At 41.2% G+C, this 16,393-nt stretch carries 9 protein-coding genes; 8 read left to right on the plus strand and 1 reads right to left on the minus strand.

Annotated features, from left to right (window positions below):
• Positions 1 to 427: 427 nt before the first annotated feature.
• The 8 genes from lepA to V7K62_RS14235 all read left to right on the plus strand — a co-directional run bounded on the left by lepA (position 428) and on the right by V7K62_RS14235 (position 13,231).
• Positions 428 to 2,239, plus strand: a complete 1,812-nt coding sequence (gene lepA / locus V7K62_RS14200) for a translation elongation factor 4 (RefSeq protein ID WP_334864936.1) — start codon at positions 428 to 430, stop codon at positions 2,237 to 2,239.
• Between the two features lie 348 nt (positions 2,240 to 2,587).
• A complete protein-coding gene (locus V7K62_RS14205) occupies positions 2,588 to 5,254 on the plus strand; it encodes a PAS domain S-box protein (protein ID WP_334864938.1) in 2,667 nt (888 codons plus the stop codon).
• Between the two features lie 267 nt (positions 5,255 to 5,521).
• Entirely contained in the window at positions 5,522 to 6,709 is a 1,188-nt protein-coding gene (locus V7K62_RS14210) for a glycosyltransferase family 4 protein (RefSeq protein ID WP_334864940.1), read from the plus strand.
• A gap of 70 nt (positions 6,710 to 6,779) precedes the next feature.
• Positions 6,780 to 6,953 carry a hypothetical protein gene (locus V7K62_RS14215; protein ID WP_334864942.1) on the plus strand — a complete coding sequence of 58 codons (174 nt, stop codon included), beginning with the start codon at positions 6,780 to 6,782 and terminating at the stop codon, positions 6,951 to 6,953.
• Positions 6,954 to 7,287: 334 nt separating this feature from the next.
• Positions 7,288 to 8,331 (plus strand): cyanophycinase, encoded by a 1,044-nt coding sequence (locus V7K62_RS14220; protein WP_334864944.1) that lies wholly within the window; start codon positions 7,288 to 7,290, stop codon positions 8,329 to 8,331.
• A gap of 1,432 nt (positions 8,332 to 9,763) precedes the next feature.
• Entirely contained in the window at positions 9,764 to 10,540 is a 777-nt protein-coding gene (locus V7K62_RS14225; RefSeq protein WP_334864946.1) for a toll/interleukin-1 receptor domain-containing protein, read from the plus strand.
• A gap of 15 nt (positions 10,541 to 10,555) precedes the next feature.
• Positions 10,556 to 12,256, plus strand: a complete 1,701-nt coding sequence (locus V7K62_RS14230) for a CHASE2 domain-containing protein (protein ID WP_334864948.1) — start codon at positions 10,556 to 10,558, stop codon at positions 12,254 to 12,256.
• Positions 12,257 to 12,274: 18 nt separating this feature from the next.
• On the plus strand, positions 12,275 to 13,231 hold the full coding sequence (locus V7K62_RS14235) for a DUF928 domain-containing protein (RefSeq protein WP_334864950.1): 957 nt from the start codon (positions 12,275 to 12,277) through the stop codon (positions 13,229 to 13,231).
• Positions 13,232 to 13,613: 382 nt separating this feature from the next.
• On the opposite strand, the gene V7K62_RS14240 is transcribed toward V7K62_RS14235, so the two are convergent.
• Positions 13,614 to 16,376 carry a CHAT domain-containing protein gene (locus V7K62_RS14240; protein WP_334864952.1) on the minus strand — a complete coding sequence of 921 codons (2,763 nt, stop codon included), beginning with the start codon at positions 16,374 to 16,376 and terminating at the stop codon, positions 13,614 to 13,616.
• Positions 16,377 to 16,393: the final 17 nt, after the last annotated feature.

A 16,393-nucleotide genomic window follows, 5' to 3' on the forward strand; every position in this document is an offset into this window, starting at 1 on the left:
CAAATTAACAGGCTTTAAGTTTCAAATCGCATTTTTCATATAACTGACTAGACAATGGCTCTAGAAGTTTTGCTGATAAATCAATGATTCTGGGCGATTAAGGGTCGCAATTGCTCATGATCCCTAGATGATCCCTACATGTACTTATTTACATTTATTGTACGCTCCTAGCTGTTGAATACTAGCAGCGACAAATAGACTTTCATAATATTCTTAAAAGTCCACCTTTTTAGATCGAAAGTTAAAGATGGGGTGAAGAGGGGGAGATGAGGGAGCAGGGGGAGCAGGGGAGGCAGGGGGAGCAGAGGAAGAATAATAACTCCTAACTCAGCACTAAAAGCAAGCAGCGTCTTGGCTAAGAAAGCATTAAAATACATTAAGTAAATTGCTCTTTTAACTTTGGTTGCTGCTAAGGCAAAGATAGTATATGACTGACGTTCCCGCAGTTCGCATTCGCAATTTTTGTATTATTGCTCACATCGACCACGGGAAATCAACCCTCGCCGATCGCTTGCTACAAGCTACTGGCACTGTTGAAGACCGGCAGATGAAGGAACAGTTTCTCGACAATATGGATTTGGAACGGGAGCGCGGCATTACAATTAAGCTGCAAGCTGCCCGGATGAACTACACAGCTAAGGATGGTCAGCAGTATGTGCTGAACTTGATTGACACTCCGGGACATGTGGATTTCTCGTATGAAGTCTCCCGCTCTCTTGTTGCTTGTGAAGGAGCGCTATTGGTAGTAGATGCGTCCCAAGGTGTGGAGGCGCAAACTTTGGCAAATGTATATTTAGCGTTAGAGAGTAACCTGGAAATTATTCCGGTTTTGAATAAAATTGATTTGCCAGGGGCTGAACCAGAACGGGTAATTGGCGAAATTGAAGAGATTATCGGTTTAGATTGCAGTGGGGCGATTCTGGCCTCTGCTAAAGAAGGAATTGGTATAGATGAGATTTTAGAAGCAGTTGTTGAGCGGATACCGCCACCGCCCAATACGATAAATGAACGCTTACGAGCCTTAATTTTTGATAGTTATTACGACAGTTACCGGGGAGTAATTGTATATTTCCGGGTGATGGATGGCACCGTGAAAAAAGGCGATCGCATCCATTTAATGGCATCCGGTAAAGAATTTGAAATTGATGAGTTAGGCATCCTTTCTCCGACTCAAAAACAAGTTGAAGAACTGCACGCTGGGGAAGTAGGCTATTTGGGTGCGGCAATTAGAGCTGTAGCTGATGCACGGGTAGGCGACACAATTACCCTAAGTAAGGCGAAAGCAGAGACACCCTTACCAGGCTACGCAGAAGCGAACCCAATGGTTTATTGTGGGATGTTCCCCATTGATGCTGACCAATTTGAAGATTTGCGGGAAGCCTTGGAAAAGCTCGAACTCAACGACGCAGCGCTGCATTACGAACCAGAAACTTCTAGCGCGATGGGTTTTGGCTTCCGTTGCGGATTCTTGGGTTTGCTGCACATGGAAATTGTCCAGGAACGCCTAGAGCGAGAGTATAACCTAGATTTAATCATTACAGCCCCCTCGGTGGTTTATAAGGTGATTACCCTCAAAGGTGAAGAACTGTACATCGATAATCCTAGTCGTTTACCTTCTCCCAACGATCGCGAAAGAATTGAAGAACCCTACGTGCAAGTAGAGATGATTACGCCGGAAACTTATGTCGGCGCTTTGATGGAGTTGTCACAAAATCGCCGGGGCATCTTCAAAGATATGAAATATCTCGCCCAAGGACGAACCACCCTCACTTACGAACTACCTTTGGCGGAAGTTGTAACTGACTTTTTTGATCAAATGAAATCGCGATCGCGCGGTTATGCCAGTATGGAATATCACCTGATTGGCTACCGTGAGAATCCTCTAGTAAAGTTGGATATCATGATTAACGGCGATCCTGTGGATTCTTTAGCGATGATTGTGCATCGGGATAAAGCTTACAACGTCGGGCGAGCAATGGCAGAAAAACTCAAGGAACTAATTCCCCGCCATCAATTCAAAGTGCCAATTCAGGCATCTATTGGCAGTAAAGTTATCGCCAGCGAACACATCCCCGCTTTGCGGAAAGATGTACTAGCTAAATGCTACGGTGGTGACATCAGTCGGAAGAAAAAACTTTTGCAGAAGCAAGCAAAAGGTAAAAAGCGGATGAAATCTGTAGGTACTGTAGATGTACCCCAGGAAGCCTTTATGGCAGTACTGCGCTTGGATCAAAGCTAATTTAAGAGTGCCTTAATCTTCAGAGACGAATTTCTGCTGACGACGGCTACATCTCGATCTGAAAAAACATCAAAGACCTAACCCCCTTCCCGACAAGAGAAGGGGGAGTCAAAGCCTGTCTCCTTTTAAAAGAGAGGCTAGGAATATTTCTGGTTTAGCATCCGTTAATTTTAATTACAAAGGCTGTCAACAGCAGCCTCAAGTGTATGAGTTTCAGCCTGCTGCTGGCAGGTTTAGCTTCCAGAAAGCCAGACTGACTCGCTGTTGGCTCAAGCATCCTTGAATGTGCCTCTAATGCGGGATTTCTAACAGCAAAAATGATAATTTATTGTAGAAATTCAAAACATTATGAGTGGCAACCAGGCGGAAGAACAACTCTCTGAGGTAGAGCAAAAGTATCGCACTCTGGTAGAGCAAATTCCGGGCGTTATTTATATCTCACCGATTAATACCACTGCAAAAGTTGCTTATATTAGTCCGCAACTGCAACAATTATTGGGGATTGCTCCCGAAGATTGGAATCCTGGTTTTTTGAATAGTTGGTCAGATTACACTCATCCAGACGATCGCGATCGCCTTTGGCAAGCTGTAAACACTACAATCGCTACCGGAGAGCCTTTGAGCGTCGAGTATCGGATGATTAGGGGCGATGGCAAAACAATTTGGGTACGAAACCAAGCTAATCTCGTTCTCTGTGCCGATGGACAAACTCAGCTACTTCAGGGTTTAGTATTTGATATTAGCGAACTCAAACAGGCAGAAGCCGTACTACAAGAAAGCGAAGCGCGTTCTCGTGCCATCCTCGAAGACCAAACGGAATTGATTGCTAGAGGCTTACCCGATGGTACTGTTACCTTTGTTAATGAAGCTTTCTGTCGATTTTTTGGACTGAAGCGAGAAGAGATTATCGCCCAGCACTACGAACCTGTTGTATTTGAAGAAGATCGGGAACGTGTGTTTAGTCTGGTAAATTCCATCAGCTTAGAAAATCCCGTCATCAGCATTGAAAATCGAGCTATAGCTTGCGAAGGGGTGCGGTGGACGCAGTGGATTATTCGAGGGATATTTGATGACGAGGGGACGATTGTAGAACTTCAATCTGTTGGACGAGATATTACTCACCACAAACGGGTAGAACAGGCTCTAAGTGAAAATGAGCAAAAATTCCGGGCGATCTTCAATCAAACCATTCAGTTTATGGGATTGCTTCAGCCGAATGGAATTGTATTAGAAGCCAACCAAACAGCACTAGACTTTGCTGGGATTAATCGAGAAGAAGTAGTAGGCAAGCCATTTTGGGAAGCAAAGTGGTGGACAATTTCTCTAAATACTCAAGAGCAATTAAAAACTGCGATCGCCGCTGCTGCTAATGGTGAATCTATTCGCTATGAAGTTGACCTTTTAGGTCGGGATCATCAAGCGATCACGATTGATTTCTCACTGCGTCCCATACTCGATGAAACCGGGCGGATTAACCTACTCATCTCAGAGGGACGAGATATTACTGAATATCAAACCGCGCTTCACGAACGCCACAAAGCTGAAGAAGGATTGCGCTCAAGTCAAGACTTTCTACAAAAGGTTGCTAATACCGTACCGCATATTTTGTATCTATTTGACCTCTTACAAGGAACAAGCGTTTATCTTAACGAGAAAAGTGTAACTATTTTAGGCTACTCTCCAGAGGAATTTTGTCACGCAGATCCGCAGTGGTTGATAAATTGCTTTCATCCAGACGATCAATACCTCTGCTATAACTTACCAAGTCGCTTCGTCAACCTCAGCGACAATGAAGTACTTTCCACTGAATATCGATTCCGACACAAAAATGGAGAGTGGCGTTGGCTAAATACACGAGAAGTAGTATTTGCCAGAGATCCTAACGGCACTCCAACGCAGATTCTTGGCTCAGTAGAAGATATTAGTACTCGCAAACAAGCCGAAGGGATGCTGCGACAACAGGCAGAGGGAGAACGGCTAATTACCGAAGTAACTCAACAGATTCGGCAATCACTGAATTTGGAGGAGGTTCTGAATACAACAGTCAATAGTATTCGACAGTGTTTAGGTTCAGATTCCGTAGCTATCTACCAGTTAGAATCTGACGGAAGCGGCAATTTGGCGGCGGCATCAGTGGGTGATGGCTACCCGCAGAGATTAGAGCAGACAATGCACCCATTTTCGATCGAACAAGATTTTAGCCACTACTACCAGGGATTACCTACAGTCCTGCATGATATTCAGGAGTCTGATTTTTCAGCCGATGTTTTTGAGTTATTACAACTCTATCAGGTTAAGGCTGCTATGGTGGTGCCGATTTTGAATGGGGAGCATCTGTGGGGTTTACTCATTGTTCACCAGTGTGGCGCACCTCGTTATTGGCAAGCGTTTGAAGTTAATTTGTTGCAGCAATTGGCTAGTCAGGTAGCGATCGCTATTCATCAATCAGTACTTTACCAGCAAGTGCAAGCTGCCAATAAAGAACTACACAGATTAGCTACCCTAGATGGCTTGACTCAAATAGCCAATCGCCGCCGATTTGATCAGTATCTTGAGGCTGAGTGGCAGCGACTCAAACGTGAGCAACTGTCACTGTCTTTAATTTTGTTCGATGTCGATTTTTTTAAACTTTACAATGATACTTATGGTCATTTAGCCGGGGATGATTGTTTGCGGCAATTGGCAAGTGCCCTGAAAAATATTGTTAAGCGTCCAGCCGATTTAGTCGCTCGTTACGGTGGAGAAGAATTTGCTGTCATTCTGCCTAATACAGAGATTCAAGGAGCAAGCTATGTAGCTCAAACTATTCGACAAATAGTCCGCGACTTGGCCATTCCCCATACTCAGTCTCGCGTGTGCGATCGTGTTACTGTTAGTCTAGGCGTTGTCAGCATTGTGCCAAATTGTGAAATTTCGCCGCCAGACTTGATTAATGCAGCGGACAAAGCACTTTATCTAGCCAAACAACAAGGGCGCGATCGAGTTCATGCCGTTTGCGTCGTTATCCCTTCTTAAAGCCTGAGTTGCCAAACGGGCGCTCAATTAATTGTCCTAATTACGAATTACGTAGCTTCATACTCGCCTCCGGCGAGTATGAGGAATTAGTATCATACCTTGCTTCCTATCCTTAGCTGACAGCTGATAACCTTTGATAAGCTTTAACAAAATCACTGTTAAAAAATCTAAAAATTTTAGTAAAAGTACTCACTGCATTGTCCAGACTTGTATTTTTAGGTAAATGTAGTTTGTGAGATATTTGTAAAGTGTCGGGGAGTCTAGTAGATGAAGATACTGGTACTGAGTTGGGAGTTTCCACCAAGGATTGTTGGGGGAATTGCGCGGCATGTCGCGGAGTTGTACCCGGAACTGGTAAAGCTAGGGCATGAAGTCCACCTGATTACAGCAGAGTTTGGTCATGCATCGATGTATGAGGTCGTTGAGGGAATAAAGGTGCATCGAGTGCCAGTCGCACATAGCAATGACTTTTTCCACTGGGTAGTCAATCTCAACCTGAGTATGGGAGATCACGGTGGTAAGTTGATTTTGGAGGAAGGGCCCTTTGATTTAATTCATGCCCATGATTGGTTAGTCGGAGATGCTGCGATCGCTCTCAAGCATAATTTTAAAATACCATTAATTGCCACAATTCACGCTACAGAGTATGGACGCTATAACGGTATTCACACAGGCATCCAAGGTTATATAAATGGCAAAGAAATCTTGCTGGCTGACAACGCTTGGCGGCTGATAGTTTGTAGCGACTATATGCGCCAAGAAGTAGAACGAGCGCTCTACAGTCCTTGGGACAAAATCGATGTCATTTATAACGGTATCCGAGCCGAAAAGAAACAACATCACATAGATTTTCATGCTTTGGATTTTCGCCGCCAATTTGCCATAGACGATGAGAAAATCGTTTATTATCTCGGCCGTATGACCTACGAAAAGGGTGTACCTATATTACTTAATGCCGCACCTAAGATACTTTCGGAACTGGGAGGTAACGTTAAATTTGTGATCGTTGGTGGCGGCAATACTGACCATCTCAAGCGCCAAGCCTGGAATCTGGGAATTTGGCATCATTGCTATTTTACAGGTTTTCTCTCCGATGAATACTTAGATAAATTTCAAACTGTCGCTGACTGTGCCGTTTTTCCGAGTCTTTACGAACCCTTTGGGATTGTGGCTTTAGAAAGCTTTGCTTCTCGTGTACCTGTAGTAGTTTCTGATACTGGTGGTTTTCCGGAAGTGGTGCAACATACCAAAACAGGCATTGTAACTTGGGTGAACAATCCCGATTCTTTAGCTTGGGGAATTATGGAAGTGTTGAAAAATCCAGGTTATCGCCAATGGCTGGTAGATAACGCTTATGAGGATTTAGAGCGACGTTTTAGCTGGCCGAAATTAGCTAAGCAAACCGATCAAGTTTATCAGCGAGTTGTACAAGAGCGATCGCAAATAGCCTGGTAAAAAAGATCCCCGACTTCTTCAAGAAGTCGGGGATCTAAAATTTTATTGATTTGAACTTGCAGAAATCCTAGTGGCACTTAACTTTGGCGATCGCGATCGGAGTATACCCTTCTGCTTCCCAATTGCTGACAATTATCAGGAAAAACTAAATGGTGAAAATAATTTAATCGGCGTTCCCAGTTATCCTGAATACTGGGTAACTATTCCCAAGAACTACGGAAGTATCTGGACAACCAACACCTAATCTATTTTAAATTTCATCTGGCCGGAATTAAAAGCTACAAGTAATGTAGATATTTTCGCATAGTAGCGTAGAGAATTAATGATTACTCTGTGTTATTTTGCGTTAAAAAACAGTACAAGACCTGTACGCTGGAAATTTTACCCTCTCTAGTGCGACAGTTAAGCTAATGCGCCTCTAAATTGCACATTTTTCGTTAAGACAGTCATTTGTCATTGGTTATTCACAAAGTACAACTGATAAATGACTAATGACAAAGGACAAATTTCACGAATAAATAAGCAATTAAAATGCGTCACAGCCCAGCAATAATTGCAGTTTGCTCCAGAAGCTTAGTATGACAAAGGCATTCCCAAACATCTCATGGCGCTTGAAGAGTACAGCAATCCAGTTGTTGAAGATGGGAAGCTTCCTCATAACCCGTTTTATCGCAAACTGGAAACGCTACTTCCTGGGTGACACTGTTGATATCCGCCCCTCCCCTTCCTCTGATGTCCGTCCTTCCTTAGCGGGCCCAGTCCTAAGTCTAGGTGGGGGAGGCCCCGATGTCGATGATGCTATCCAGTGGATGATTAACCAAGTTAGGGAAAGTAGTAACTCCGGTACTAAAGTTAATGTTGTAGTTCTCCGCACTAATGGTAATCACGATTACAATCGGCTAATTTATGCCATGAAGGGCGTAAACTCTGTGGAAACTCTTGTGGTTAGTAATAGACAAGAGGCAAACAAAGCCGAGATTTTTGAAAAAGTTAGAAATGCTGATGTGATTTTCTTTGCTGGCGGCGATCAATGTCAATACATCCGCAACTGGAAAGATACCAAGCTTGAGGCTGCCGTTAAGTCAGTTTACCTTAAGGGAGGTGGTATTGGTGGCACTAGTGCGGGTGCAATGATCCAAAGTGATTGTGTCTATGATGCTTGTGCTTCTTCCGAAAAAGGCATTGAAACTAGAGACGCACTTGAAGATCCCTACCGAGACATTACTTTTACTTACAACTTTTTCAATTGGAGTAATTTGAAGGGAACTATCGTAGATACGCACTTCGACAGACGGGAAAGAATGGGTCGAATTATGACTTTCATTGCCCGTCAAATTAAGGATGGTGTATGTAGCAGTGTTTTAGGTATAGCGGTTAGTGAAAGTACATCGGTTCTTGTGGATAAAAACGGTTTGGTGAAAGTTATGGGTAGGGGTGCGGCATACTTTGTACTTGGCAATCATCTGCCAGAAGTATGCGAACCCCGAACGCCTTTGACCTTTTCCAATTACAAAATTTGGAAAGTTCGCAGTGGCGACACCTTCAACTTGAGAAACAGACCAACCTCTGGGTACTATCTCAGGAGTGTTAAAAGGGGACGGATTGATTCAAATCCCTATTGATTGGAGAGTGGGGGGATGAGGGGCAGGGCTGTTAACCACCCTAAAAAAGGTAAAATTGCAAGTGTTAAAGGGATAAAAATCATGGGTGCAAATCTGATTGAACAGCCGCTGCAAGTCGAAGACATCCGCTTTGGTTAGTATTACTGTTTGTAATAATTGGCACTATGATATCATGTCTGCTTCATTACTTATCAAACCCGAAGAAACCTAAAGAGCTAAAGCTACGCATTGTCTCCCCTTCCCTAGTCTTCTGAGAGGATGTCTGAGAGGTTGTTTGAAAAGTCCTCTTGTCGGTATCAAAACATTTTAGATCCCCCTAAATCCCCCGATAAAAAGGGGGACTTTGAGAGAGGTTGCCCCCCTTTTTAAGGGGAGCCAGCGCGGTCTTGGGGTCTCCCCAAGTGGAGCGACTGGCGTGGGTTAGGGGGGATCAAAGTGCCTAAAATCACAGCCAAATACTTTTCAAACATCCTCTGAGAAGTATCAGATATTTGCTGATCCCCCCTAACCCACGCCAGTCGCTCATGGGGGAAACCCCCTGTTCCCGCGCTGGCTCCCCTTAAAAAAGGGGGAATAAGAGTCTCAAAGTCCCCCAATTGATCGGGAGATTTAGGGGGATCTCTAAGCATTCGCTGTATAGAAAAAACTTTTCAGACACCCTCTGATCGGGCATATATTTTGGGTAGTTTGCCGTTGATGATATCATGTATAAGATATACTTTTTATGAAGTTACAAGTAGAGATACGGCAATATTGTCAATTTTGATTATCTGGAATCATCTTTGTATGGTATTTTTAACTACAATACAGCCAAGAATCGCATTTTAAAATAAAATCAATATTTTTGAGATGTTGGCTTTTTGAAGCGAGCCAGACGAAAACGCAGATATACAAACCAATACTCTCAATGCAATTTTGCGTTTTGGCTATTTCACTTCAGATTCGGGAAACGAAATACAAGGTCTTGTATTTAAATTAGACAGACATATAGCGTTTCCTAATCATACAAGGTACATCATAGCCCCCTCCTCGCTTGCTCTTAGGGGGTTGGGGGTGGGGTTCTTGTACCTGACTTAAGCGAGAACCGCTATAAACCGATTTTACACTCTAGTCCTACCAACAAACTAGATTATGTTTTCCTACAAGTCGAGAAAGACATTCTCAAGGCTCAACAAAATATCAAAGCTGCTCGTTGGGACGTTAATAACCTTCCTCTTCAAGGAATGGGAATTAATGTCTTACAGCAAGCATCCTGAAGAAAAATTAATGAAAATATTATTAATAATGCGGAAAGTGCAGGGTATTTAGAAAAATTTCTTTCTTCAGCAATTGAGAACAATTCTGGTAATCCAAAGTTACAAGCTATTCAACGAACCTACTGCCAAGAATTTTAAGTGAAACGAGTCAGGAAAGTGAAGGAGACAAAATCAACATGGATCTATCTGAACACCGTAAAGAATTACGCGAAGCTATTATTAGCGCTTACCCTACCAAAGCTGAATTCCAAACAATGATCCGTGATGAGTTAAAACGAAAACCGGATGAAATCGTTGAAGAAGGCAAGCTGACTGAGATGGTTTCTAGCTTAATTGAATGGGCAGAAGCTCAGAGCCAGGAAGAACAATTGATTGAGGCAGTATCTCGGGGTAATTCTAATAATAAAAGTTTAAAAGCAGTTACACAGAAACTACGACCAAGTGTCTCATCTATCATTCAACCAATAGCAAATAATCAAACAACATCTGCAACTTTATATAGTGCTTTTGAAGTCTTCTTCTCATACTCTCATAAAGATGAAGAACTGCGGGATAAATTGGCAACTCATTTGAGTACTTTAAAACAGCAAGGTGTGATTAGGGCTTGGTATGACCGTGATATCAGTGCTGGCTCTCAGTGGAAAAGGGAAATTGATGATCATCTGAATTCAGCACAAATAATCCTACTATTGATTAGTGCCGATTTTATTGACTCTAACTATTGCTTTGAGATTGAAATGAAACGAGCAATAGAGCGTCATAGTTCTGGAGAAGCTCGCGTGATTCCTATTATCCTCCGTCCTACAGATTGGAGAAGCTTGGAGAATTTGAAAGATTTACAGGCATTGCCGAAAGATGCCAAACCTATAACTACTTGGGACAATCTTGATGCAGCTTTTTTAGATGTTGCTCAAGGAATCCGTAAAGTAGTTGCTCAGATGAAAAATACTTAATATTGGCGTAGAAAAATGAATAAGCAAACTGAAACAGGCAAAATAGATTTATCTGAACACCGTAAAGAATTACGCGAAGCTATCATTAGCGCTTACCCTACCAAAGCTGAATTCCAAACAATGATCCGTGATGAGTTAAAACGAAAACCGGATGAAATCGTTGAGGAAGGTAAGCTGACTGAGATGGTTTCTAGGTTAATTGAATGGGCGGAAGCTCAGAGCCAGGAAAAACAATTGATTGAGGCAGCATATAAAGGAAATCCTAATAATAAAAATTTAAAAGATATTACATCTAAACTACTCCCAAATTACTTACCTGTTCCACCAGACCACCTGAACTATGAGAAAGATAAAAAACTATTATGGTATCAGCGCATTCGCCGTCTCTGTAATAAAAATACATTCCTAACAAGCATAGGTTTAACTACTTTAATACTAGTTATGCGCTTGTTAGGATTGTTTGAAGGATCAGAACTTTTGTTTTTCGATCAGATGATGCGACTTCGACCAGCCGAGAATCAAGACAATCGCCTATTGCTCGTTAAGATTACTGAAAAAGATATTATAAAGTATTCTAAAGATAAAAATAATCCTGCTAAAAATGGAGCTTCCTTGTCAGATGAAGTTATTTATCAACTACTATCGAAACTACTTAGCAAAAGTCCACGAGTAATAGCTATGGATATTTATCGTTCTGCTAAAGCTGAAGGAAATTTAATTAAACTAATTAATAAGGCTCAAACGGACAAGCATTTAGTTTTTATTTGCAAATTTCCAGATCCAACTTCAAACCCAGATGGTGGGCGTCACGATCCCCCGCCTGATGTTCCCATACAGCAAGTAGGCTTAAGTGATTTTCTTTCTGATCGTGATGGAGTTATTCGTAGACAACTTATTAATATGGGGACTCCGACAACTCAAAATACTCAAGATTCAAATTGTAGAAATCCGAATGACTTAATGAATTCCTTCAGCTTTGAAGTTGCTCAAAAATACTTAGAAAAAGGAGATGGCAAAACAAATATTGACAAAAGATATACTATTTTAAATCAAGAAAAGAATAACATAGTTTCTGGCTCCACTATTTTGCCATCACTTGAGCATGATACACAAGGTGGATACAATTTAAAAGAAATTGATGGCTATCAAATTTTGTTGAATTATCGTTATTCTCGTCCAGCGGATAACTCAGCTAATCGTTCTGTTAGTAATATCGCTCCACAATTTACTGTTCAGCAGGTATTGGAGAATCCTGATATTAATGAAAATTTTGTGAAAGATAAAATTATTCTAATTGGAACAACAACTGAGGGCTATGATGGTCTCTCTTCCACTCCCTTTTCTAGTGGAGGCCCAGATAACCAGATGCAAAGATTATTTATTCAGGCACAAATGGTTAGTCAGCTTGTCAGTGCAGCATTAAAGGAACGACCTTTGATAAAAGTTTGCTCTTTTGAATGGGAAATCCTCTGGATTTTATTTTGGTCGTTAATTGGTGCTATCTTAGCTCAGTTGTGCAAACAACCTCTCAGATTAATCATAGTAGGAGTCATTTCTCTTGCAAGTCTGTGTGTTATCTGTATATTTTTATTTATTTACACAAACTTTTGGATAACACTATATCCTTGTACTTTGGCGTTTTTAAGCACTGGAGGAATGGTAGTATTGTTGGAGTTTCGATCTCAGAAAAAAGTTAAAACCGAACAAACTTCCTAATCTCCTAGATTACCTATTATGTTTTCGACTCAGTTATTTGCCATTAGATGGTTTAGAACTATCCTCACTAGCACTTTTGTATTGATTTTTTTAATAAGTTATGCTCCTCCAACTCTAGCAAGTACTTTTATTGATAGTTTCTTAGCTGTATTTGGTTTTCAAAAGCGAAACCCAAAAGGAGTAGCAGCAAGCCGTCCAACGGGTGGAGGGGGACGCGGTGAGTGTTCTAACTTAGCATCTATTGATACAGATAAACAACTGACTGCACTCATCCCCCAAATTGAAATATCGTCGCAGCCATTATCACTCAGTTCTTCATCATCTGTAGAATTCAAATCATACCTAAAGTCAAATTCATTACCTCAAAAAGTCTTGCTATCAAGCAATACCATTGATAAAAAATCAAAGACAGTCTTGCTCTGGAGCAAAACTATTGAAGAAAAACCAACTCTCTGGTTCTATATTCCTTATAAATATGATGAACAATCAGAGCTAGAGTATGCAAAACTGGCGCTAATAGACCAAGACAAACACCTTGTTGAAAAACCGATTTATTTCAAGCTTCCAAAAAAACCTGCTATTGCTCAGGTTCGTTTGCCAATAAGTTTAGCTAAAGGTAAAGCATACCAATGGTTTTTCTCGGTGGTGTGTGATGAAAATAGACCTTCTAGGAATCCTAGTGTTACAGGCTGGATTGAGAGAGTCGAACAAAACAATCGGAAATTTGTAGAGTCATCTCAGGCATACATTTATTATGCAAGATTGGGGTTATGGTACGATGGGTTTACTCGACTTGCTAAAGTTTACCAACTAACAAAAAACCAAAACCAGAATCAGTCATACCCAAATTTCAGGAATGATGAAGCTACAAGAATTCAAGAGGATTGGTTTAATTTTTTTAAAACATTACAATTGAGCGATGATATTCCTAAAGAAGCCGATATTTTAGAGTTAGAGTGGGATATCGACAAATAATAATCAGCAATGTGAGCAATTAAGAGTGCTGAGTCAGTAGATGAAAAAATCTAAATTTGAATTAGGGTGTGTTATGCCGTAGGCTAACGCACCTTGAATTGTTGACGGTGGGTTACACTTTCAGCTAACGCACCCTAGATTTAAATTTCTTAACTTGCCAAGCGGGGACTACAGGAGAGTCTTGTTATGTGCATCTTCATACAAATATTCGTATGAGTAATACAGCAGATTGCAACTTAGTGAGGTACAGATAATCGTAGGGGCACAACATGTTATGCCCCTACCCGTGTACTTCATTTACCTGAAATACCCTGTAAATTATTTTTGTAGTTAAGCTCAACCTAGTGATTAGCTCTTTGAGCTTAACTACAAATAGATAATCTTACAACCAGTTTCCTACCAAAATGTAGGGTGCCCAGTATCTGGGATGTTCGCGCCCAGTTAATTTTTTCATGAGGTATTTTTGAGTATTTTGTAAGGCTTGAGCTTTTGTTTGGTTTGGGTTATTAATCAGATACTTGTAGAAATTCTTGGTAAATTCAACGCTGTTTTGATCATCCAATGTCCATAGAGAAGCAATAGCGCTGCGAGCGCCTGCTCGTACCGCAACACCAGAAAGTCCTAAAGTGGCTCGTTGATCTCCAGATGCGGTTTCACACGCACTCAGTACAAGTAGCTCGATAGGTTCCTGCTGATTTTGAGCTTGCTTTTTGAAAACTTTATCTAATTCATTGACTCGAATCAGTTTGTCAAAAGCTAAGATAAATGTATTTTCAGCAATGGAACTGAACTCACCGTGTGTAGCCAAATGGAGGATTTGAAAATCAGAATAATTGATGTTAGATTGAAGGTTTTCAGTTTTGAAATTCTCGTTTTCGAGTTCAGTAACTGAAAATTGAGAATTACTCTTTTCAATGTCATTCAATGCGTCTAATTCAGCCTTTACATAATTCAACCTAGAAAATTTTTGTTTTTGTTGTTGATTGAATTTTGGTTCTGGTTCAGCTAGCCCAGCCGCCAAAACTTTTATTTTTCTGTCTTTGAGAACTGTAGGAGTTGGAATTGACAATCTGGGAGATAGGGCGATCGCATACTTTTCAATTAGATACTTAGGCTTATTTGATATCTTCTCGTTATCGTAAACTAGTGCTGCTAAGGGAATATTTCGCAAATTTGTATCTAAGGCAAACACCAATGTATTAATGTCTTGGCTGAGGTATTCTTCTGAGCCTTTCAGGAGCCATTCATATACTTTAGAAGCTTCGTTTGTCACATCATCAAATGTATACTCTTCTTCTAAATCTACCTGTAACTTTCTAATTTGTTTTTCAACTTCAGTCCGATTAATAAATGTTTTGTAGTGTTTTAACTGTTGATCTCCGTCTTCTTGATTAGTTGAATTGGTAGGTAATTTAAGAATCACTTCTACTCTATCTTCTAAGACAATAGGAGATAGGAAAGCCGTATTTTTAGCTCGTTCATCAATAATCTGGTCAATCTCCCTGACGTTGTACTCTGGACAAGCTTGGCGCAAAAAGTTTTCGAGTTCTACTGCTTGGAGAGAGGCAATCACCTCGCGAGCTTTTGAGAGGAAATTAGCAGCAGGTTCCTGATCGTGGAGCAACAGATCAATGTATTGCCGATACACCCTTTCGGTATCATTTTGAAAAGAAAATTGAGTGTCTGAGCTAGCTGTTGCTAACTCTCTGCGAAGAGATTCTAAGGTTTGGAATGCTCCTTGATAAGCAGAACGTGCTTCTTTCAAATCATCTTGCAGTTCCTTTGTGCTGGCTTGTCCCTTTGTGGAAGCTTCAGATTTATAGATGCGCCCTAGTTGCCACTGCCACTGATACATTATGTCTGGCGATGGAATGGATTGAGCTATCAGCAAAGCCAGTTGAGTCTTGGTTTTAGCTAATTCCCATTGCCTGCTGTCTTCAAACAGCTTGCCAAGATATCCTAAAGCATAGGATTCTACTTTTAAATTGCCCGTAGCTTTGGCTTGGTCAATTGTAGTGTTGAGAAATAGTTCTACTTTCTGAAATGAACCAGGGACATCCTGAAGACGCATCAAGTTATGGGCAAAGTTGAGCCTAGTATAAAGTGTTGTGTGACTTGGCGGCAACTGCTCAACCTGCTGCTGAAGGTTATCAATCTGCGGCAACTGAATCAGCGGGTTTTGACTCGACAACTGCTGATTTAACCAATCACGAACTTCTTTAGTAAATTTGAATTCAAAACTTCTAGGTTTATCAAACTTAGGGTTGGTCAGTTGATTCCAGCAATTTTCTTCTTTTTTAAGCAGAAAAATTTGAGGCTGTCTAAATACTTGCTCTAAAACATCATCTTTCTGGTTAGTCTGTTTCTGGATTTTATTGCGCCAATCTTTGATATCTAATAAGAGACTCAGCTGATTTAGCTGTGCCTGTTGTGCAACAACAGATTTTGAGTTGGATGTGAAGCTAGTATTATCTAAAGCTTGTTGGTAGGCATCTTCAGCTACGTAAGCATCTATGAGCGCACAAACGATATTTTGCTGATCCTGAGTGCGATCGTATAAATCTTGTTCTTTATTACTTAAAGCGCGTCTAGTGTTACCTAAGTCAAGCCAAATTGCTGTTTGGTCATGGGTTTGATTATTGTCCAAACTCAGTAATAACACCTGATGAGACAAATCTAGTTCACCCATTTCTCGCAGGACGTTGCCAAAACTGTGTAAACCAGTCATTTTGGCAGGAGAGTTGGCTTGTAGCCCTAAATTGATCTTGAAATCCTCACGCTTTTTCTCGTCTTGTAAAAAAGTAGTGCAGTCTTCCTGTCCGTAGATTTGCACTAGGGTATTACAGGCTCGTGGGTATAGTCCCAATGCTTGCTCTGCTTGAGCCTGGTTGATTCGATTATTGACGCTTTCGGGATCATTTCCGGCCTGGTGGTAGGCAGCAGTGGCTCTTTGCCAGCAATCTATTGCAGTGTCGAAGTGCCCCTGCTCATAACTAGTTCTACCCTCTGCACTTAACTGTTCTGGGCTGAGATTTGGTGTACTTGAGCAAATCAATTGTGTGGTCTCTGGCTGTATAGCGATCGCTCGTTCTCTGGAAAATATTTGAATGCCAAAGGCTAAAATTAGCCCTAGAAGAGCTAGCATGATTGTGGTAATTGCGC

Origin of the sequence: Nostoc sp., from assembly GCF_036917935.1 — a bacterium.
In the GTDB taxonomy this organism is placed as follows: Bacteria; Cyanobacteriota; Cyanobacteriia; order Cyanobacteriales; family Nostocaceae; genus Nostoc.

Coding starts and splice junctions, on each gene's coding strand:
- lepA (WP_334864936.1), top strand. CDS start 428: ATGACTGACGTTCCCGCAGTTCGCATTCGCAATTTTTGTATTATTGCT.
- V7K62_RS14205 (WP_334864938.1), top strand. CDS start 2,588: ATGAGTGGCAACCAGGCGGAAGAACAACTCTCTGAGGTAGAGCAAAAG.
- V7K62_RS14210 (WP_334864940.1), top strand. CDS start 5,522: ATGAAGATACTGGTACTGAGTTGGGAGTTTCCACCAAGGATTGTTGGG.
- V7K62_RS14220 (WP_334864944.1), top strand. CDS start 7,288: ATGACAAAGGCATTCCCAAACATCTCATGGCGCTTGAAGAGTACAGCA.
- V7K62_RS14225 (WP_334864946.1), top strand. CDS start 9,764: ATGGATCTATCTGAACACCGTAAAGAATTACGCGAAGCTATTATTAGC.
- V7K62_RS14230 (WP_334864948.1), top strand. CDS start 10,556: ATGAATAAGCAAACTGAAACAGGCAAAATAGATTTATCTGAACACCGT.
- V7K62_RS14235 (WP_334864950.1), top strand. CDS start 12,275: ATGTTTTCGACTCAGTTATTTGCCATTAGATGGTTTAGAACTATCCTC.
- V7K62_RS14240 (WP_334864952.1), bottom strand. CDS start 16,376: ATGCTAGCTCTTCTAGGGCTAATTTTAGCCTTTGGCATTCAAATATTT.